Source organism: Micrococcus sp. NPDC078436 (genome assembly GCF_040702705.1).
Lineage (GTDB): Bacteria > Actinomycetota > Actinomycetes > Actinomycetales > Micrococcaceae > Micrococcus.
The window spans coordinates 104435-123503 of sequence record NZ_JBFBLX010000003.1 but is presented as its reverse complement, the minus strand read 5'-3'; the positions used below and the strand labels follow the sequence as shown (position 1 = coordinate 123503).

General features: G+C 74.3%; 16 protein-coding genes and 1 pseudogene. 9 read left to right on the top strand and 8 right to left on the bottom strand.

From position 1 onward, the window contains the following. Positions 1–11: 11 nt before the first annotated feature. A pseudogene (locus AB0302_RS03155) lies at positions 12–914 on the bottom strand (DUF559 domain-containing protein); the annotation flags it as partial. 213 nt (positions 915–1127) lie between these two features. Then, the gene (gene purD, locus AB0302_RS03150) at positions 1128–3407 is read right to left on the bottom strand and encodes a phosphoribosylamine--glycine ligase (protein ID WP_366370503.1); all 2280 of its coding nucleotides are present in this window, start codon (positions 3405–3407) and stop codon (positions 1128–1130) included. 62 nt (positions 3408–3469) lie between these two features. On the opposite strand from purD, the gene AB0302_RS03145 reads away from it, so the two are divergent. Further along, a complete protein-coding gene (locus AB0302_RS03145; RefSeq protein ID WP_248116389.1) occupies positions 3470–3697 on the top strand; it encodes a hypothetical protein in 228 nt (75 codons plus the stop codon). 93 nt (positions 3698–3790) lie between these two features. Here AB0302_RS03145 and AB0302_RS03140 read toward each other — a convergent pair whose 3' ends face one another. Both AB0302_RS03140 and AB0302_RS03135 read right to left on the bottom strand, forming a co-directional pair. Then, positions 3791–4453 (bottom strand): response regulator transcription factor, encoded by a 663-nt coding sequence (locus AB0302_RS03140; RefSeq protein WP_248116387.1) that lies wholly within the window; start codon positions 4451–4453, stop codon positions 3791–3793. Next, positions 4450–5865, bottom strand: a complete 1416-nt coding sequence (locus tag AB0302_RS03135; RefSeq protein ID WP_366370502.1) for a sensor histidine kinase — start codon at positions 5863–5865, stop codon at positions 4450–4452. The genes AB0302_RS03140 and AB0302_RS03135 overlap by 4 nt, the downstream gene beginning before the upstream one ends. Before the next feature lie 274 nt (positions 5866–6139). Between AB0302_RS03135 and AB0302_RS03130 the strand changes: the two genes are divergently transcribed. The 7 genes from AB0302_RS03130 (at position 6140) to purM (ending at position 13001) form a co-directional block, all read left to right on the top strand. Then, complete coding sequence (locus tag AB0302_RS03130; protein WP_298712576.1) at positions 6140–7315, top strand: ABC transporter permease; 1176 nt, start codon at positions 6140–6142, stop codon at positions 7313–7315. A 57-nt stretch (positions 7316–7372) separates the two neighbouring features. Further along, positions 7373–8164: an ABC transporter ATP-binding protein gene (locus tag AB0302_RS03125; RefSeq protein WP_366370501.1), complete on the top strand. Its 792-nt coding sequence runs from the start codon at positions 7373–7375 to the stop codon at positions 8162–8164. A gap of 66 nt (positions 8165–8230) precedes the next feature. After that, the gene (locus tag AB0302_RS03120; protein WP_366370500.1) at positions 8231–9274 is read left to right on the top strand and encodes an asparaginase; all 1044 of its coding nucleotides are present in this window, start codon (positions 8231–8233) and stop codon (positions 9272–9274) included. Then, positions 9274–9675 (top strand): sterol carrier family protein, encoded by a 402-nt coding sequence (locus tag AB0302_RS03115; protein ID WP_366370499.1) that lies wholly within the window; start codon positions 9274–9276, stop codon positions 9673–9675. Before AB0302_RS03120 ends, AB0302_RS03115 begins: the two co-directional genes overlap by 1 nt. 79 nt (positions 9676–9754) lie before the next feature. Then, positions 9755–10222, top strand: a complete 468-nt coding sequence (locus tag AB0302_RS03110) for a hypothetical protein (RefSeq protein WP_366370498.1) — start codon at positions 9755–9757, stop codon at positions 10220–10222. An 11-nt stretch (positions 10223–10233) separates the two neighbouring features. Further along, positions 10234–11835, top strand: coding sequence for an amidophosphoribosyltransferase (gene purF, locus AB0302_RS03105; protein WP_366370528.1), 1602 nt, complete (start codon positions 10234–10236; stop codon positions 11833–11835). Further along, positions 11832–13001, top strand: a complete 1170-nt coding sequence (gene purM / locus AB0302_RS03100) for a phosphoribosylformylglycinamidine cyclo-ligase (protein ID WP_298712564.1) — start codon at positions 11832–11834, stop codon at positions 12999–13001. Before purF ends, purM begins: the two co-directional genes overlap by 4 nt. Before the next feature lie 90 nt (positions 13002–13091). Here the strand turns inward: purM and AB0302_RS03095 are convergent, their stop codons facing one another. The 4 genes from AB0302_RS03095 to clpB form a co-directional block, all read right to left on the bottom strand. After that, entirely contained in the window at positions 13092–13619 is a 528-nt protein-coding gene (locus AB0302_RS03095; RefSeq protein ID WP_319073798.1) for a hypothetical protein, read from the bottom strand. A 55-nt stretch (positions 13620–13674) separates the two neighbouring features. Continuing rightward, positions 13675–14619, bottom strand: a complete 945-nt coding sequence (locus AB0302_RS03090; protein ID WP_366370497.1) for a Sir2 family NAD-dependent protein deacetylase — start codon at positions 14617–14619, stop codon at positions 13675–13677. A gap of 7 nt (positions 14620–14626) precedes the next feature. Further along, a complete protein-coding gene (locus tag AB0302_RS03085) occupies positions 14627–14857 on the bottom strand; it encodes a DUF3073 domain-containing protein (RefSeq protein WP_248116357.1) in 231 nt (76 codons plus the stop codon). 172 nt (positions 14858–15029) lie between these two features. Beyond that, entirely contained in the window at positions 15030–17633 is a 2604-nt protein-coding gene (clpB, locus tag AB0302_RS03080) for an ATP-dependent chaperone ClpB (RefSeq protein WP_366370496.1), read from the bottom strand. A gap of 150 nt (positions 17634–17783) precedes the next feature. On the opposite strand from clpB, the gene AB0302_RS03075 reads away from it, so the two are divergent. After that, on the top strand, positions 17784–18983 hold the full coding sequence (locus tag AB0302_RS03075) for a YihY/virulence factor BrkB family protein (RefSeq protein ID WP_366370495.1): 1200 nt from the start codon (positions 17784–17786) through the stop codon (positions 18981–18983). The last annotated feature ends 86 nt before the right edge of the window (positions 18984–19069 follow it).

The window sequence follows — 19069 nt, the reverse complement described above, 5'->3', positions numbered from 1 at the left end:
AGCCGGTCGTCGGCGGTGAGGCGCAGCGAGCGCCACCCGTGGTCCTGGAGCCATCCGTCGCGCCGCGCGTCGCGTGCCTGCTGCTCGCGGGACCGATGGTGCTCGCCGTCGTACTGGAGTGCCAGCCGCCACGCCCGATAGCCGAGGTCGACGATGCGGGCGAACCGATCCTGCGGATCAACGGGCACCTGAAGCTCCGGCTCCGGCAGCCCAGCGTCGATCAGTGCGAGGCGGAGCTCGGTTTCCGGTGGAGAGTCGGCCCCGACCCGAACCAGGTGCAGAGCCTCCCGCGCCAGGCGCACTCCCTTGAACCGGCCCGTCCGGCGGAGGGCCTCTCGGAGTCGCTCGGGTGTCGTGACGGGGTCACTGCGCTGGCCGTCCGCCCACGGCCGGTTCACCAGCGCGTCTCCGGCGATCACGAGGGGGTCCCGTGGCCCGCGCGGCCTCAGCGCGGCCAGGTCGAGCCATGCCCGCTCCACCGAGGTGGTGCGGATGCCGTGGATTTCCACGACGTCGTCGGCCGGAACCTCACGGCCGTGGGTGCACACACCCACGCGATCGCAGATGCCGAGCTCATGGGGGCGGCTGATGTGCAGACGCCCGTCAGGCCGCACCCATCGGGGAACCACCAGGCGGTGCACCAGCAGCGCGCTCTGATGGGAGAGGACCCCGCCTGCCTCCTGGACGACGGCGGCCGCCTCCTCCGGAGGCCACGGCACGGGGTCCTCATCGTGCCCGAGCGCCCGCCAGTCCTCGACGGCGGCGCCCGTGGCGCGGTGCACACCGTGCGTCACCGACCGGAGATCCGCGCGGCGTGCTCGCTCGGCGCTGAACCCCGCGGCGGTCAGGTCCGTGAGCCGGAACGTGGAATGCGCAAGCGGAGCGGGGAGGGGCGCGGGCTCGACGGGTGCCATGCCCCGCATGCTGGCCGCGCCCACGTCTCCCCCGCGCGCCGGCGCCGCGATCCATGGACGACGCGCCCGACGACCGCCCCTGTGCAGGAGCGGCAGCCCGCGGCCGTCAGCCCCCCTTCCTTGTTTTCGCTAGGGACATCGTCGTCTCCATCCCAAGAAGTTGGGACGGAGACGACGATGTCCCTGGCGAAAGTGCCGGGGGGGTGGGGCGGGTCAGGGGGTGAAGGTCCGGCCCGTCAGCTTCTCGTACGCCTCCACGTAGCGCGCGCGGGTCTTGGCCACGACGTCGGCCGGCAGCGCCGGCGGCTCCTCACCCGAGGCACGGTCCCACCCGGACGCCTCGCTCGTCAGCCAGTCGCGCACGAACTGCTTGTCGAAGCTGGCCGGCGCGCGCCCGGGCTCGACGTCGTCGGCGTCCCAGAAGCGGGAGGAGTCCGGAGTCAGCACCTCGTCGCCCAGCACGATCTGCCCGGTCGTCGGGTCCACGCCGAACTCCACCTTCGTGTCCGCGAGGATGATCCCGGCCTCCCGCGCGATCGCCTCGGCCCGCGTGTAGAGGTCGAGCGTGAGGTGGCGCAGCCGCGCCGCGGCCTCGTCGCCCACCCGCTCCGCCATCTGCTCGAACGTGATGTTCTCGTCGTGCTCGCCCACCTCGGCCTTCGCGGAGGGCGTGAAGATCGCGGGGTCCAGCCGCGAGCCGTCCACGAGCCCGGACGGCAGCGGCAGTCCCGTCACGGTCCCGGACTCGCGGTACTCGGCCAGGCCCGAGCCGGTGAGGTAGCCGCGCGCGATGCACTCCACGGGGAACATGTCCAGCCGCTTGACCACCATGGCCCGGCCGGCCACGGCCTCGGGGACGTCCGTGCTGACCACGTGGTGCTCGAACGGCGACGCCGCCGCGCCGTTGCAGCCCTCCGCGAGCCTCTCGAACCACCACAGCGTCAGCTGCGTGAGGATCGCGCCCTTGTCGGGGATCGGCGGCGCCAGCACGTGGTCGTACGCGCTGATGCGGTCCGAGGCCACCACCAGGAGCGTCTCACTGCGTCCCGGCTCGGCGTCAGCCGGCTCGTAGAGGTCACGCACCTTGCCGGAGTACACGTGGCGCCAGCCCTCCAGCTCGAGGGCCTCGGCGCCGTCGAAGCCGCGGCGCCCCCCCGCGCCCCCGACGTCGTCGCCCGCCGCCGCGCGCTCGCCACCCGCCGCCGTGCGATCCGCGCCGGCACCCGGCACCGCGATCTCGCCGCGCTCGGCCTTCTCGGCGATGTCGGTGCGCCACTGGGCGCCCTCGAAGCGGATCCGCTCCACGCCCTCGTACGCCCGCTCGCGAGCCTCCACGAGGTCCGCCCCACGCCCGACGACGGCCAGCACGCGCCCGCCGTTCGTCACCACGCCGGCCTCGGTCGCGGCCGTCCCGGCGTGCAGCACGTCCACGCCGTCGAGCCCGAGCGCATCCTCGATCCCCACGATCACGTCCCCCTTCGAGGAGCTCGCGGGGTACCCGGCCGAGGCCATGACCACGTCGACCACGGTGTCCGCGCTCCAGGCCAGCTCGCGGTCCGCGCCGAGGCGACCCGCGGCGGCGTCGGCCAGCAGCCCGCCCAGCGGGGTCTCGAGACGGGCGAGCACGGCCTGCGTCTCCGGATCGCCGAAGCGCACGTTGAACTCGATGACCTGCACGCCCTTCGCGGTGACGGCCAGGCCGCAGAACAGCACCCCCGTGAAGGGGGTCCCGCGGCGGGCCATCTCCGCGAGGACCGGGCGGGCCACGCGGTCCATGACCTCGTCCACGAATCGCTCGGGCAGCCACGGCAGCGGCGTGTAGGCGCCCATGCCGCCGGTGTTCGGGCCGGCGTCACCGTTGTCGATGCGCTTGAAGTCCTGCGCGGGGCTCAGCGGCACCGCGTCCTCGCCGTCGCACACCACGAAGAGGGAGACCTCGGGGCCGTCGAGGTACTCCTCGATCACCACGGTGCCGCCCGCGGCGAAGCACGCCTCGGCGTGGGCCAGGGCCTCGGCGCGGTCCTCGGTGACCACCACGCCCTTGCCGGCGGCCAGGCCGTCGTCCTTCACCACGTGCGGAGCGCCGAACGCGTCCAGCGCGGCCTCGGCCTCGGCGGCGGTGGTGCACACGCGGGCCCCGGCGGTCGGCACGGACGCGGCGGCCATGACCTCCTTGGCGAACGCCTTGGACGCCTCGAGCTGGGCGGCGGCCTTCGAGGGGCCGAAGACGGCGACGCCGGCCGCGCGCAGCGCGTCGGAGACGCCGGCCGCGAGCGGGGCCTCGGGGCCGACGATCACGAGGTCCGCGTCCAGCTCGCGGGCGAGCGCGACGACGGCGGCGCCGTCCGTCGGATCCACCGCGTGGAGCGTGGCGGCATCGGTCATCCCGGCGTTGCCGGGGGCCACATGGAGGGCGCTGACCTGGGGGTCACGGGAGAGGGCGCGGAGCAGCGCGTGTTCGCGGCCGCCGTTGCCGAGCACGAGGATCTTCACGCGCTCCAGCCTACGCGGTGGCGCCTGGCCACCCCGGGCGCGGGCCGCCTACCGTGGAGCCCATGACGATGCCCCCCATCCACCACGGCCGCGCCGACGGACCAGGCCCCGGCCTGCGGACGGCGTGGATCTTCGTGGCCACCCTGTTCACATGCTCGCTCATCGGCTTCTGGAGCCTCCGCCTGTTCGGGATCGGCCGGGGCGAGGTCGGCTGGGGCACGGTCGCGGTGATCCTCGCCCTGGCCACCGTGGCCGCCGCCCTCATCACGCGGTTCGTGCGGAACCGCTGAGGCACGGCGGCGGCGCATCCGGTGCGCCCGCCCCCGCACCCGCCCGCCGCGCCCGTTCTTCAGCAGGTCCCGGCCCGCCGCGGTGTCCGCCCCTCAGCGGATGACCCGCCGTCGCCGCGCCTCGGCCACCGCCGCCGTCCGATTGTCCACGCCGAGCTTCTGGAACGCGTGCACCAGGTGCGTCTTCACGGTGGCCTCGGAGATGAACAGCGCCTTGGCCGCCGCCCGGTTCGTTGCACCGCCGCCGATCAGCGTGAGCAGCTCGATCTCGCGCGGCGTCAGCGCCCCGCTGTCCCCGGCCACCCGGCCCACGAGCCGCGCCGCGATCTCCGGGGCGAGCGCGCGCCGTCCCGCCGCCGCCGTTCTTACGGCGCCCGCGATCTCCTCGCTGCTGGCGTCCTTGAGCAGGTAGCCGGCCGCGCCGGCGTCAAGGGCGGCGAGGATGTCCGCGTCCGCGTCGAACGTGGTGAGGATCAGCACCGGCAGCCCCGGGAACCGGCCCCGCACCGCGCGCGTCGCCGCCACGCCGTCCATGCCGGCGCCCATCTGCAGGTCCATGAGCAGGACGTCGACGCCGGGCCCGGCCGCCCCGACCGCCTCGAACTCGGTCTCGGCGGCGGCCCGCTCGAGCACGCGCAGCGCCTCCTCGCCGTCGGCGGCCTCCGCCACCACCGCGAGGTCCTCGTGCCCCTCGAGCACGGCGCGCACGCCCGCGCGCACCACGGGGTGGTCGTCCACCAGCATCACGCGGATCATGCGTCCTCCATGCTCGGTCCCCGGTCATCCTCGCGCGCCGGGCCGCTGGGCGTCCGCGGCAGGGGCACCCGCAGCGCGACCACGGTGCCCTCCCCCGGCGCGGACTCCACCGCGGCCTCCCCGCCCAGCAGCGCCATGCGCTCGCGCACCCCGGCGAGCCCGACGCCGGTCGAGCCGTCCGTCCGCGGGGCGTCCGTCCGCGGGCCGCCCGCACGACGCCCGTCGACCCCGGCGGGGTCGACGCCTCTGCCGTCATCCGCCACGTCCACCGTGATCTCCCCCGGCAGGAAGGCGACGGACACCCGCGCCCGCTCGGCACCGGCGTGCTGGCCGACGTTCGCCAAGGACGCGCGCACCGCCCGGACCAGCGCGGTCTCCACGGCCTCCGGGACGGGCACGGCCTCCCCGACGACGTCCACGTCCGCCGCCACCGGCGTCCCCGCCGCGGCCTGCTGCGCCGCGAAGGCCCGCACCGCCGCCTCGAGGGACTCCACGAGCCCGGCGCCCGTGGCCCCGCTGCGCAGCTCGCGCACGAAGGCGCGGGAGTCGGCGAGGCTCTCCGCGGCGGTCGCGCGCACGCTCTCGAGCCGCTCCCCCGCGAGCGCTGCGTCCCCGTCCCGCAGTGCGTCCTGCGCCGCGCGGGAGACGAGCACGATCGAGGCGAGGCCCTGCGTGAGCGTGTCGTGGATGTCCCGCGCCAGGCGCTCGCGCTCGGCGAGCGCACCCGCCGAGCGCTGGCTCGCCGCGAGGTCCGCGCGTGTCGCCCGCAGCGCCTCGGCCACGGCGCGCTGCCGCTCGGACTCCTCGAGCAGGGCGCGGTAGGCCCCCGAGAGCACGAGCGCGACCACCGCCCCCACGAGGGGGCCGATCACGGCGGCGGGCCGCATCCCCTCGCCGGCCGCGGCCATGCTCAGCCCCACGACGCCGGCCATGGCGAGCACGAGGAGGGTGCCCGCCACCCGGCCCAGGCGGCGGTGCCGTCCCGCGACGTGGCCGGCCACGTGCAGCACCACGAAGAAGAGCGGGAACGCCACCCACGCGACGTCGGGGTGGTGCGCCACGAGCAGACCCCACAGCCCGAGCACGACGGCGAGCCACACGGCCGCCGCGCCCCGGCCGACGTCGGCCCCACGCCGCCAGCGCCGCCGCTCGACCACGGTGCCGGCCAGGTACACGGCGGCGAGCGCGACGGAGAGGCCAACCAGCACGACGGTCGTGAACGGCCCGGGCGTCTGGCCGGCGCCTGCCGCGCGCACGCCCGCGAGCGCCCGGGCCAGCCCGACGGCGAGCATGGCCGCGAAGGCCACGTGCAGGATCACGCGCAGACCCGCCAGCACCGCCGCGGTGCCCGACGGCTCACCGGCCTCGGCGACGGGGGCGGACGTCGTCGTCGGAGGCGGGGTGCTGCTCATGCCGCCACCCTACGGCGGACGCCGCCGGCCCCCGCCCTCCGCCCCCCGAAGCAGGTGTCACGAAACGTTGGTATCCGAGGCGGATTCCCACACATCGTGACACCTCGTTCCGCAGGGGGTAGGGACGGGATCAACCGAAGGGTTGACCCGGGATCAACCGTGGCGGTCGATGTGCGGACCGAGTCCCGGCGGGAGGCTGGAACAGACGTTCCAGCCGGGCGGGAGGCGCCTCCTCCTCCCCGGCGCGACACCCCTCATCGAAAGGACGCGCACCATGTTCCTCGCCCTGCGAGACCTGCGCTTCGCCACCGGCCGCTTCGCCCTCATGGGCTGCGTGGTGGCGCTGATCTCCCTGCTCCTCGTCATGCTCTCCGGCCTCACCGGGGGTCTCGCCCACCAGAACACCGCCGCGCTGGACTCGTTCGAGGAGCAGGGCGTGCAACGGATCGTGTTCGGCGGCGCCTCAGGCCAGGAGCCCACCGCTGACTTCACGCAGTCCGAGTTCACCACCGCCCACCGGGACGCGTGGGCGGCCACCGACGGCGTCGCCGCCGTCGAGCCCGCCGGCGTGAGCCAGGGCCGGCTCGTGGGCCTCGAGCACGCGGTCGAGCCCGCGCCCGGCGCCCTCGCCCCGGCCGACGGCGTCACCCGCGTGGACACGGACGGCGTGCCGACCACCGGCGTCGCGTCGGCCTCCCTGCTCGGGCTCGAGGCCGGCTCCCCGCACGCCCCCGCCGGCCTGGCCGAGGGCACCGTGGTCCTCTCCCAGTCCCTCGCCGATGAGCTGCACCAGGGCGAGGGCGGCACCATCACCTCCTCCGGCGTGCCGCTGACCGTGGTCGACGTCGTCGCGGACTCCTACTACTCCCACACCCCCGTGGCGTGGGTGACCACGCGCGACTGGGCCGCCCTGGCCCACTCGGACGACGCCGACGTGATCGGCACCGTGGGCCTGGCCTCGTTCGATGCCGGCGCGGACGCCGACGCGGTGACCACCGCGGCCGACGACGCCGCCCACACCACCGCCGCCACCGTGCAGGGCTCCTACAACGCCCTGCCGGCCTACACGTCCGAGCACGGCTCGCTCGTGCTGATGCAGGGCTTCCTCTACGGCATCTCGGCCCTCGTGGTCATCGCGTTCCTCTCCATCTGGACGGTGCAGCGCACCCGCGAGATCGCCGTCCTCAAGGCCCTCGGCGGCTCCACGGGATGGGTCCTGCGCGACGCGCTCACCCAGGCGGCCTTCGTCCTCTCCGTGGGCGTGCTCGTCGGCACCGCGGCCGCGTTCGGCCTCGGCCTCGTGGCGGCGAACGTCGCGCCGTTCATCGTGGACCCCGCCACCGTCCTGGTCCCCGCGGCCGGCGTCCTCGTGCTCGGCATGCTCGGCGCCGCGCTGGCCGTGGCCCGCGTGACCCGCGTGGACCCGCTCACCGCGCTCGGCGGCAACTGAGCCACGCCCCGCCACCGTCGCCCGCTCCCCCACAGACCTGCCCGGAAGGACCCCCTCATGAGCACCGCCGCCACCGACCTCCGTCTCACCGCCGCCGATGAGAGCTCCGCCGACCTCGATGCCCGGCGCACCCCCGCCGCCGCGGCCGCCCGTCCCGGGGCCACCCCCGCGCTCTCCGTGCGGGACGCCGTCCTCGAGTACCCGGACGGGGACAACGGCGTGCTGCGCGCCCTCGACGGCGTGTCCCTCGACCTCCTCCCCGGCTCCTACACCGCGATGGTCGGCCCGTCCGGCTCCGGCAAGTCCTCCCTCCTGGCCGTGGCCGCAGGCCTCATCACGCCGACGTCGGGCACCGTGACCGTGGCCGGCCGTGAGATCACGGGCCTGACCCGCGCCGAGCGCACCGCCCTGCGCGGCAAGGAGATCGGGATGATCTTCCAGCAGCCCAACCTGATCGCCTCGCTCACGGCCCGCGAGCAGCTCGAGCTGACCGTGCACCTGGACGAGGACGCCACGCGGGCGGACAAGAAGGCCGCACGGTCCCGGGCCATGGAGCTGCTCGAACGCGTGGACCTGGCCGGCCAGGCGGACCAGCGCCCGCACCAGCTCTCGGGCGGCCAGCGCCAGCGCGTGAACATCGTCCGCGCCCTCATGGCCTCCCCCGCCCTGCTGCTCGTGGACGAGCCCACGTCCGCGCTGGACCGCGAGCGCTCGGCCGCCGTCGTCGCCCTCCTCGGAGAGCTGACCCGGGACGAGGGCGTGGCCACCCTCATGGTCACGCACGACCACGAGTTCCTCTCGGCGACGGACCGGACGCTGACCATGGTGGACGGGCGGCTGCAGGACTGACCCTCCTCTCCCTCGACGCATGCCCCGGACGCCTCCCACGTCCGGGGCCGTCGCTAGGGTGGGGCCATGACCCAGACCCCCGCCGCCCCCGCCGGTCAGACCTTCGCCCTCGCCGACGCCGTCGAGCTCGTCCACGTCACCCGCAACGGGTTCGTGGAGTCCCGCACGGCAGGCGCCGCCGTCGTGACCGGCCCGGACGACGAGGTGCTCGCCGCGCTCGGCCCCGTGGACGCGCTGATCTACCCGCGGTCCACGCTCAAGCCGTTCCAGGCCATCGCCTCGCTGCGCCACGGCGCGGACCTGGAGGGCGAGCAGCTGGCCCTGGCGTGCGGCTCGCACCGCGGCACCGCCCGCCACCGGGACGTCGCGCAGGGCGTGCTCGAGGCCGCCGGACTGGGCGAGGACGCCCTGCAGTGCCCGCCGGCATGGCCGGCCGACGCGGACGAGATCCTGCGCGCGGTGGCGGACGTGGAGCATCGCGCGGCCAAGACACCGCTGGCCTACAACTGCTCGGGCAAGCACGCCGGCTTCCTCTCGGCGTGCGTCGCCTCGGGGCACGACGTCGGCACGTACCTCGAGCTGGACCACCCCCTCCAGGCGGAGGTCACCAGGGTCATCGAGGAGTACTGCGGCGAGCCCGTGGCCCACGTGGGCGTGGACGGATGCGGCGCCCCGGCCGCCGTCGTGTCCCTGGCAGGGCTGGCACGCGGCATCGGGAAGGTGGCCGGCGCCCCCGGCCGCCGCGACGCCGAGATGCACGCGGCCTCCGTGGCGAACGCGATGCTCGAGCACCCGTGGGCCGTGCAGGCGCCGGGCCGGGCGAACACCGTGGTCATGGAGGAGCTCGGACTGATCGCCAAGCTCGGTGCGGACGGCGTCCTCGTGATGGGCGCCCCGGACGGCACCGCCGCGGCCGTCAAGGCGCTCGACGGCGGCGACCGCGCTGGCACGCTCGTCGCGCTGGCCCTGCTGGCGCACGTCGCCCCCGAGCACGTGGACCACGAGCGCCTCACCGCGGTGCTGCCCCGCGTCGTGCCGCCGATCGAGGGCGGCGGGAAGCAGGTCGGCTCCATCCGCCTGGCCCGGCCCGTGCTCGAGCTGCTCGACTGATGACCGCCGGCTCCGTCCCCCGCCGCCGCGTGCCCGTCGTCGAGGGCCACGCGGCGCTCACCGCGTGGGCCCGCGCGCACGACGAGGACCCCGCCGCCGCGGCCGCCCTCCCGCGCTCGACGCGCGCCATGGCGGTCCGCTTCGCCCTGGAGGAGCTCGCCACGCGCGTGCCCGGGAACTCGGTGGAGGTGCGGGTGCCGCCGTTCGGCGTGGCCCAGTGCCTGCCCGGGCCTCGGCACACGCGCGGCACCCCGCCGAACGTGGTGGAGATGGACGCCGTGACATGGCTGTCCCTGGCGACAGGGCTGACCGAGTGGGGGGCCGCCGTCGAGAGCGGGGCCGTACGCGCCTCGGGCGTCCGCGCCGACCTGGCCGGGCACCTGCCGCTGATCCGGCCGTGAGACGCGCGGTGCGCCACGTCACCCGCGAGGCGAGATCGCCGCGACGTGCCCCGTCCGCCCGCTCGATAGACTGGCCCGCATGACATCCGGCTCCGAGCCAACCCCCGTCTCCCCGCGCGCCCACGCGGGGGCCTCCGACCGGCACCCGTACGTCGTCCGCCGCGCCCCCCGCCTGGCCGCGGTGCTCACCCTGGCCGGCGTGCTGGGCCTGCTGGCCGCCCTCGCGATCACGGCTGTCGTGCACGCCTCCCCCACCCCCGTGGCGGACCCGTACTCGGGCCAGCCCGTGACGTTCGGCACCACCTTCGGCTACATGGCGCTCGCGTGCCTCGTGGCGGCGGCGCTGCTCGGTCTGCTGGCGTGGCTGCTGATGGACCGCCGCTCGCGCACCACCGTCCGCACCGTGGTGCTCGAGCGCACGGACGACCCCGCGCAGGCGGACGTCAGCCTGAACCGCCACGAGGCGGACGCGCTCCGTCGTCGTGAATCCGGCACCTCCCTCCCCGAGGACCCGGCCGCCCCCGCCGAAAGGACCCCCCAGCAGTGATCTCCGCACGCATGAAGCGTGGCGACGGCCGCCTCACGGCCGCCCTCGACCCCCAGGACGCCGGCCCCCAGGACGAATGCGGCGTGTTCGGCGTCTGGGCGCCGGGCGAGGAGGTCGCGAAGCTGACCTACTACGGCCTCTACGCGCTGCAGCACCGCGGCCAGGAGTCCGCCGGCATCGCCGTCTCGGACGGCAAGCGCATCGCCGTGTACAAGGACATGGGCCTGGTGTCCCAGGTGTTCGACGAGAACACCCTCACGGCGCTGACCGGCTCGATGGCCGTGGGCCACTGCCGCTACTCCACCACCGGCGTGAACAAGTGGGCCAACGCCCAGCCCACCCTCGGGGCCACCGCCGACGACGGCACCGTGGCCCTGGCGCACAACGGCAACCTCGTGAACTCCGCCGAGCTGCTGCGCATGGTCCAGGCCGCGGAGGGCCGGCACACCCACGGCGAGATGAAGCAGGGCAACACCACGGACACCGCCCTGGTGACCGCGCTGCTGCACGGCGAGGAGGGCAAGAGCCTCGAGGAGACCGCCCTCGAGCTGCTCCCGAAGATCCGCGGCGCCTACTGCTTCGTGTTCATGGACGAGCACACCCTCTACGCCGCGCGCGACCCGCACGGCGTCCGCCCGCTCGTGCTCGGCCGCCTCGAGCGCGGCTGGGTCGTGGCCTCCGAGCAGTCCGCCCTGGCCACCGTGGGCGCCTCCGTCATCCGCGAGGTGGAGCCGGGCGAGATGATCGCCATCGACGCGGACGGCATCCGCTCCACCCGCTTCGCCGACCCCACCCCGGCCGGCTGCGTCTTCGAGTACGTCTACCTCGCCCGCCCGGACGCCGCGATCAACGGCCGCTCCGTGTACGAGTCCCGCGTGGAGATGGGCCGCCGGCTGGCCCTCGAGCACCCGGTGGAGGCCGACGTCGTGATCCCCGTGCCGGAGTCCGGCACGCCGGCCGCCGTGGGCTACGCGGAGGCGTCCGGGATCCCGTTCCGGCAGGGCTTCGTGAAGAACGCCTACGTGGGCCGCACGTTCATCCAGCCGTCGCAGACGCTGCGGCAGCTCGGCATCCGCCTCAAGCTCAACGTGCAGTCCTCCGTGGTCTCGGGCAAGCGCGTGGTGGTGGTGGACGACTCGATCGTGCGCGGCAACACGCAGCGCGCCGTGGTCCGGATGCTCAAGGAGGCCGGCGCCGCCGAGGTGCACGTGAAGATCTCCTCCCCGCCCGTGAAGTGGCCGTGCTTCTACGGCATCGACTTCGCCACGCGCGCCGAGCTGATCGCCAACGGCGCGGGCGTGGCGGAGATCGCCTCCTCGATCGGCGCCGACTCGCTGGCCTACATCAGCGAGGACGGCATGATCGAGGCCACCGAGCAGCCGCGCGAGCGCCTCTGCACCGCGTGCTTCACGGGCACGTACCCCATCGAGCTGGCCGACGAGAAGCAGCGCGGCAAGGCCGTGCTCGAGGACAGCCCGATCACCGCCGAGGCCACCGAGGTGGTGGACGCAGACGGCTCCGGCACCACCACCGTGGCCTCCACCGGGTGCGAGCCCGGCCCCGACTCCGACGACGAAGCCCTCCTCACCGAGACGGACAGGACCCCGCTGTGACCGACGCCCAGAACACCGCCCCCGCCGCGCAGGACGCCGCCCCCATCACCTACGCCGCCGCCGGCGTGGACGTGGAGGCGGGCGACCGCGCCGTCGAGCTCATGAAGGGCGCCGTGAAGGCGACCCACACGCCCGAGGTGCTGGGGGGCGTCGGCGGCTTCGCCGGCATGTGGGACGCCTCCGCGCTCACCGCCTACCGCAAGCCGCTGCTGGCCACGTCCACGGACGGCGTCGGCACGAAGGTGGCCATCGCCCAGGCCCTCGACAAGCACGACACCATCGGCCAGGACCTCGTGGGCATGGTGGTGGACGACATCGTGGTGGTCGGCGCCACGCCGCTGTTCATGACCGACTACATCGCGTGCGGCAAGGTCGTGCCCGAGCGCATCGCGGACATCGTGCGCGGCGTGGCCGAGGGCTGCCGACTGGCCGACACGGCGCTCGTGGGCGGCGAGACCGCCGAGCACCCGGGTCTGCTGGGCGTGGACGAGTACGACGTGGCCGGCGCGGCGACGGGCGTGGTCGAGGCGGACATGGTGCTCGGCCCCGAGCGCGTGCAGTCCGGGGACGTGGTGATCGCCATGGCCTCCTCCGGCATCCACTCCAACGGCTACTCCCTGGTGCGGCGCGTGGTGAACGCGGCCGGCTGGCAGCTGGACCGCGAGGTCTCCGAGCTCGGCCGCACCCTCGGCGAGGAGCTCCTCGAGCCCACCCGCATCTACACGCGGGCGTGCCTGGACCTCGTGACCCGCCTCAACGGGCACGACGGCGGCGCCGACCTCCCCGTGCGCGCCTTCAGCCACGTGACCGGCGGCGGCCTCGCGGCCAACCTCGCGCGGGTGCTCCCCCAGGGCCTCATGGCCACCGTGGAGCGCGACACGTGGGCGCTGCCCCCCGTGTTCCGCCTCGTGGGCGAGCTGGGCCGGGTGCCCCAGGCGGACCTCGAGCGCACGCTCAACCTCGGTGTGGGCATGGTGGCCGTGGTGGACGAGGAGGTGGCCGGCAAGGCGATCTCCGCCCTGCTGGACGCCGGGATCGACGCGTGGGAGATGGGCCGGATCGGCCGGATCACGGACGAGGCGCAGGCCGCCGGCGAGGACTACGTGCAGGGCGCCAAGGGCGTCGACGGCGGCGCGGTCCTGATGCGCGGCGCCTACGCGGGCTGATTCCCACAGCCCCACGCAAGGAGCCCTGCGTCGGTGCCGCTGTCCCGGTGAGACAGCAGCGACCACGCGGGGCTCGTCCGGGTGTGGGGCTCAGTCCGTCCGGGCCAGGAGGTGGCGCGCCGCGAGCACGATCATCGCGATGACGGTGAGGATGAGCATCCCGTCCACGGCGACGTAGGCGTAGTGCCAGAGCGATCCGCCGTCGTCGATGCCGGCGAGGACCATGTCCGTGCGGCGGTTGAGGAACGGGCGGATGGCGATCACCTTGATCGCGAGCAGCGCCGTGGCCGCGAGGCCAGCGAGCCACAGCCGGCCGGGCCCGGCCGTGATGCCGCGCGGCCGCCCGAGGGCCTTGACGAGGGAGAGCACGAGCACGGCCGCGAGCGCGATCTCCACCATGTTCATCGCGAAGAACACGCGGCGCCCGATGCCGAGGCCCAGCGGGATGGTGATGCCCGGGGCGGTGAACTTCAACGGCGCCTCGATCAGCGAGATGCCGGTGAGCAATCCGAGCCAGATCGCCGGGATCGCGAAGATCAGCGCCCGTGCCCAGACGGGCCCGCCCACGGAGGGCGAGAGGGTCCGGGAGGTGCGGGGGGCGGCGGCGCGGGTGTCCATGCCCGTCAGGCTACTCGCAGGGCTCGTCTCAGGGGTGTCGTCTCCGGCGGACGGGTCAGAGGCGGGCGTCGAGCCAGGCCAGCGCCTCGGCCACGCCCTCGCGCCAGCGCCACTGCGCCTTGGCGTCCGCGCGGGTCGGCCCGCGGTTGATCAGCCCCACCTCGTGCCCCGCACGCTCGGCGCGCAGCACGAACCGGAACCCGCTCATCACCGCCAGGGACGTCCCGACGGCGAGCACCGCGCCGCCGGCGTCGGCCATCTCCTCGGCCGCTCGCCTGCGGGCCACGGGCACGTTCTCCCCGAAGTAGACGACGTCCGGCTTGAGCTCCACGGAGCCGCACGCCCGGCAGCCGACCATCACGAACTCGTCCACCCACCGGGCGTCCAGCGTCACGTCGCCGTCCGGGTTCACCGCGGCCGGGTCGATCGCCACCCGCTCCAGGTAGCCGGGATTCGCGGCCTCGAGCCGCACATCCAGCGCGCGGCGGGACTCGGTGGCGCCGCAGGTCAGGCACGCCACCCGCGCGAGGTCGCCGTGCAGCTCGATCAGCCGCTCCCCCGGCACGCCCGCCTCGCGGCCGGCGGCGGCATGCAGCCCGTCCACGTTCTGCGTGAGGATGCCCGCGATCCGCCCCTGCTGCGCCCAGCGCGCCAGGATCCGGTGCGCCTCGTTGGGCTGCGCCTGATCCATCCGGCGCCAGCCCACGAAGGAGCGCGCCCAGTAGCGGTGGCGCGCGGCGGGGTCGTCCCGGAACTCCTGGAAGGTCATCGGGCGGTGCCGGTGGAGCGAGCCGTTCGGCCCGCGGTAGTCGGGGATCCCCGAGTCCGTGGAGACGCCCGCGCCCGTGATGACGAGCGGCGTCGTGGTCTGCAGCAGGCGCAGAAGACCCCGAGACGCGGTCTCGGGGTCCTGCGGTGGTGCGGTGTCCTCCACGACGCGGGCGATCGACCGCAGCGCGGCCTGATGCCCGTCGAGCGCGGGATGCCTCACCGGTGTCATCGTGACGTCATCGCACGCGCGATGCGTCGTCCTCGTCCTCGTCGGCGTAGAGGTCGGCGTAGGGATCCTCGTAGAGGTCGTCGCCCTCCGTCTCCGGCTCGGGCTGCGCGACGGGAGTGACGTGCGTACGTCCGCCCGCGAGCTCCCGCTCCAGTGCCGAGAGGTCTGTGCCAGGCGTGTAGTACTTCATCTCACGTGCCTGCTTGGTGGCTTTCGCCTTCTGACGGCCGCGCCCCATGAGCGTGACCCCCTTCGCATCTCTCGTGCCCGGGTCTGACGGCGCTCAGAGGCCGGCCGGGTTCTCACTGGTCAATAAATGGTTCGTGCAGTCAAGGGTACAACACCACCTCGACGTCGGGCACTCGCCCGCGGGGCCCGGGCGGGAGGCCACGCCCCCGCCCGCGCCCCGTTCAGCCCCGGTGCGCCTCCACGCTCAGCCCGTCGGCGTCCGCGCCCTCGGCACGGTCCACCAGCACCGTGTCGCCGTCCGCGATCGTGCCGCCCAGCAGGCCGCGGGCCAGCCGGTCGCCGATCTCCCGCTGCACGAGACGGCGCAGCGGGCGGGCGCCGTACGCCGGGTCGAACCCGGTCAGGGCAAGCCACTCGCGGGCCGCGTCCGTGACCTCGAGGCTCAGGCGGCGGCCGGTGAGCCGCTCCTGCATCGCGTCCACCTGCAGGTCCACGATCTTCGCGAGCTCGGCCACGCCGAGCGCGTCGAACAGGACGACCTCGTCCAGCCGGTTGAGGAACTCCGGCTTGAACGCCCCGCGGACCACGTTCATCACGGCGTCCTTGCGGGCCTGCTCCTGCATCGACGGGTCCACCAGGAACTGGCTGCCCAGGTTGGACGTGAGGATCAGGATCACGTTGCGGAAGTCCACGGTGCGGCCCTGGCCGTCGGTGAGGCGGCCGTCGTCGAGCACCTGGAGCAGGATGTCGAAGACCTCGGGATGGGCCTTCTCCACCTCGTCCAGCAGCACCACGGAGTACGGGCGCCGCCGCACGGCCTCGGTGAGCTGGCCGCCCTCGTCGTAGCCGACGTACCCGGGAGGGGCGCCGACCAGGCGGGACACGGCGTGCTTCTCCGAGTACTCGGACATGTCGATGCGCACCATGGCGCGCTCGTCGTCGAAGAGGAACTCCGCGAGCGCCTTGGCGAGCTCGGTCTTGCCCACGCCCGTGGGGCCCAGGAAGAGGAACGAGCCGGTGGGGCGGTTGGGGTCCGAGATGCCGGCGCGGGCACGGCGCACCGCATCCGAGACGGCGACGACGGCGGCCCTCTGCCCGATCAGCCGCTCCCCGAGGTGCTCCTCCATGGTGAGCAGCTTCTCCGACTCGGAGGCCAGCATGCGCCCGGCGGGGATGCCGGTCCACGCGGAGATGACCTCGGCGATGTCGTCCGCGGTGACCTGCTCGGACACCATCGGCGAGACCTCGTCCTCGGGTGCCTCCTCGGCGCGGCGGTCGGCCTCCTCGAGCTGCTTCTCCAGCGCCGGGATCTCGCCGTACAGCAGGCGCGAGGCCTCGGCGAGGTCGCCGTCGCGCTGGGCCTTCTCGGCGAGCGAGCGCAGCTCGTCCACCTTGGCGCGCAGGTCGCCGGCCTCGTTGAGCGAGGCCTTCTCGGCCTCCCACCGGGCGGTGAGGGCGCGCAGCTCTTCCTCGCGGTCCGCCTTCTCGGCGCGCAGCCCCTCGAGGCGCTCCACCGAGCCCGGATCGGTCTCGCCGTCGAGGGCGAGCTCCTCCATGGTGATGCGGTCCACCTGGCGGCGCAGGACGTCGATCTCCACGGGGGCCGAGTCGATCTCCATGCGCAGGCGCGAGGCGGCCTCGTCCACGAGGTCGATGGCCTTGTCCGGCAGCTGGCGGCCCGTGATGTAGCGGTCCGAGAGGGTCGCGGCGGCCACGAGCGCCGAGTCCGCGATGGCCACCTTGTGGTGCGCCTCGTAGCGCTCCTTCAGGCCGCGCAGGATCGCGATCGAGTCGTCCACGGACGGCTCGCCCACGTACACCTGCTGGAAGCGGCGCTCCAGCGCGGGGTCCTTCTCGATGTTCTCGCGGTACTCGTCCAGCGTGGTGGCGCCGATGAGGCGCAGCTCGCCGCGGGCCAGCATGGGCTTGAGCATGTTGCCCGCGTCCATGGCGCCCTCGGAGGCACCCGCTCCCACCACGGTGTGGATCTCGTCGATGAACGTGACCACCTGGCCGTCCGACGCCTTGATCTCCTCGAGCACCGCCTTGAGCCGCTCCTCGAACTCGCCGCGGTACTTCGCGCCCGCGATCATCGCGCCGAGGTCCAGGCTGATGAGCTGCTTGCCGCGCAGCGACTCGGGCACGTCGCCCGCCACCATGCGCTGGGCCAGGCCCTCGACGACGGCGGTCTTGCCGACGCCCGGCTCGCCGATGAGCACGGGGTTGTTCTTGGTGCGGCGCGAGAGCACCTGCACGAGGCGGCGGATCTCCGAGTCGCGGCCGATCACGGGGTCGAGCTTGCCCGAGCGGGCGACCTCGGTGAGGTCCGTGCCGAACTTCTCCAGCGACTGGAAGGTGTTCTCCGGATCCGGGGAGGTCACACGGGTGTCCCCGCGGACGGCGGTGAGGGCAGCCGCGAGCGCCTCGGCGGTGGCGCCGGCGGAGCGCAGTGCCTCCCCGGCCTCGCCCGCGTCCCCGGCCAGGCCGAGGAGCAGGTGCTCGGTGGAGACGAAGTCGTCCTGACGCTGCTCGGCCTCGGCGCGCGCGTTCTGCACCACCTGCAGGCCGGCGCGGGAGAGCTGTGCCTGCGCCACGGTGGAGCCCTTGGAGGAGGGCAGGCGGCGGATGGCGGAGGACGCGGCCGTGGAGACGACGTCCGGGTCCGCGCCCGCGGCCTTCAGCACCGCGACGGCGACGGACTCCCGCTGGTCCATGAGGGCCTTGAGGAGATGGGCCGGCTCCACCTGCGGATTTCCGGCGGTGGAGGCGTTCACGGCCGCGGCCGAGAGCGCCTCCTGGCTCTTGGTGGTGAACTTGGCATCCATGTGCCTCGCTCCTTTCCTCCCCGACGACGGGGGTGTCTGGGCAACCGCCGCGCGGAGGCCTGATCCACCGCCCCGGCAAAGTTGAGTCTAATCAACTCAACCATGGGCAGCCAGGCTGTATTCCCGCCGGCGCCCACTACCGTTGACCCCATGGCCGGCTCCACCGCAGCGCTCCGCGATCCCCGCACGTACGAGCACCCGCGGCTCTCCCTCCTCTACGTCATCCGCCGCACCTTCCACCGCCTCATGGATCTCCAGGTGTGGGACGTGGCCGCCGCCATGAGCTTCTTCGGCGCGCTGTCCCTGCTCCCCATGGGCGTCGCCCTCCTCGCCCTCGTGTCGGTGCTGGGCGTGGAGGAGGAGACCGTGCGCACCGTCGCGACGCTCGCGGCCGACCTGTGGCCCACCCTCACGCAGGAGGACGTGCAGGCGTGGCTCCTCTCCCTCCACGCCTCGAACACGAGCGTCGTCGCCTTCACGCTGGGCCTGCTCGGCGCGGTCTTCTCCGCGTCCGGCGCCGTGGCCGCCTTCCACCGCGCGATGCACCGCATCCACGACACCCGGGAGGGTCGCCTCCTCCCCCATTTCCGGCTCGTCATCTTCCTCGAGACCCTCGCGGTCCTGGCCGGCACCGTCGTGGTCGTCGGCCTCGTGATCCTGGGCGGAGACCTCGCCGAGCTCCTCGGGGAGCTCATCGGCCTGCCGCGGGTGGCCGTGCAGGTCTGGAACATCGGGAAGTGGCCGGTCATCCTCGCGATCCTGGCCCTGGCCGTCACCCTCGCCTACCGGCTCGGCCCCAACGTCCGCTCCCCGCGCTACCGTCCCTTCTCCTCCGGCGCGGTGATCACGGTCTGCCTGCTCTTCGGCGCCACCCTCGCCCTCGGCTGGATCACGGCCACCTTCGGCCAGTTCGAGCTCGTGGGCCGGATCAACTCCGTGATCGGCGTGCTCGGCCTCGCCTGGGCCGCCTGCACGGTCCTCGTGGCGGGGGCCGCGTACGACGCGGAGCGACTGCGCGCCCGCCAGGTCGCCGTCGGGGTGGACGCCTCCGCGGAGATCCAGCTGGCCACCCGCCACACCCGCGTGCTCGAGTTGGCGGAGCGTCAGGAGGAGCGGGACCAGCAGCTCGCCGCGCTCGTGTGCGCCGCGGTCCTCTCCGGGGAGCCGCTGACGGCCGAGCGTACGCGGATGCTCACGGAGGCCGGCCACCCGTTCGCGGTGGAGGCACCGGGCCGCCGCCCCGAGGACCTCAGCTCCGGCCGCCCCTTCCACGCCTCGCCGCTCCGGGACGAGGCGCACCTGGGCGAGGACGTCGTCGTCCCTGAGCCGCGCGGCCGCGGCTCCGCGTGACACACCGACACGGAGGCGGCCTCGGCCCGCCGGACGCCTAGGATGTGCTCCAGTTCACACGGCCTGCACCCCACGGCCCGCCCCGG

Bases quoted from the DNA above. Each gene is read 5' to 3' on its own strand.
- AB0302_RS03120 (WP_366370500.1), top strand. From the start codon at position 8,231: ATGACCCAGACCCCCGCCGCCCCCGCCGGTCAGACCTTCGCCCTCGCC.
- AB0302_RS03075 (WP_366370495.1), top strand. From the start codon at position 17,784: ATGGCCGGCTCCACCGCAGCGCTCCGCGATCCCCGCACGTACGAGCAC.
- AB0302_RS03085 (WP_248116357.1), bottom strand. From the start codon at position 14,857: ATGGGGCGCGGCCGTCAGAAGGCGAAAGCCACCAAGCAGGCACGTGAG.
- AB0302_RS03095 (WP_319073798.1), bottom strand. From the start codon at position 13,619: ATGGACACCCGCGCCGCCGCCCCCCGCACCTCCCGGACCCTCTCGCCC.
- AB0302_RS03115 (WP_366370499.1), top strand. From the start codon at position 9,274: ATGACCGCCGGCTCCGTCCCCCGCCGCCGCGTGCCCGTCGTCGAGGGC.
- AB0302_RS03125 (WP_366370501.1), top strand. From the start codon at position 7,373: ATGAGCACCGCCGCCACCGACCTCCGTCTCACCGCCGCCGATGAGAGC.
- clpB (WP_366370496.1), bottom strand. From the start codon at position 17,633: ATGGATGCCAAGTTCACCACCAAGAGCCAGGAGGCGCTCTCGGCCGCG.
- AB0302_RS03145 (WP_248116389.1), top strand. From the start codon at position 3,470: ATGACGATGCCCCCCATCCACCACGGCCGCGCCGACGGACCAGGCCCC.
- AB0302_RS03090 (WP_366370497.1), bottom strand. From the start codon at position 14,619: ATGACACCGGTGAGGCATCCCGCGCTCGACGGGCATCAGGCCGCGCTG.
- AB0302_RS03135 (WP_366370502.1), bottom strand. From the start codon at position 5,865: ATGAGCAGCACCCCGCCTCCGACGACGACGTCCGCCCCCGTCGCCGAG.
- AB0302_RS03140 (WP_248116387.1), bottom strand. From the start codon at position 4,453: ATGATCCGCGTGATGCTGGTGGACGACCACCCCGTGGTGCGCGCGGGC.
- purF (WP_366370528.1), top strand. From the start codon at position 10,234: ATGAAGCGTGGCGACGGCCGCCTCACGGCCGCCCTCGACCCCCAGGAC.
- AB0302_RS03130 (WP_298712576.1), top strand. From the start codon at position 6,140: ATGTTCCTCGCCCTGCGAGACCTGCGCTTCGCCACCGGCCGCTTCGCC.
- AB0302_RS03110 (WP_366370498.1), top strand. From the start codon at position 9,755: ATGACATCCGGCTCCGAGCCAACCCCCGTCTCCCCGCGCGCCCACGCG.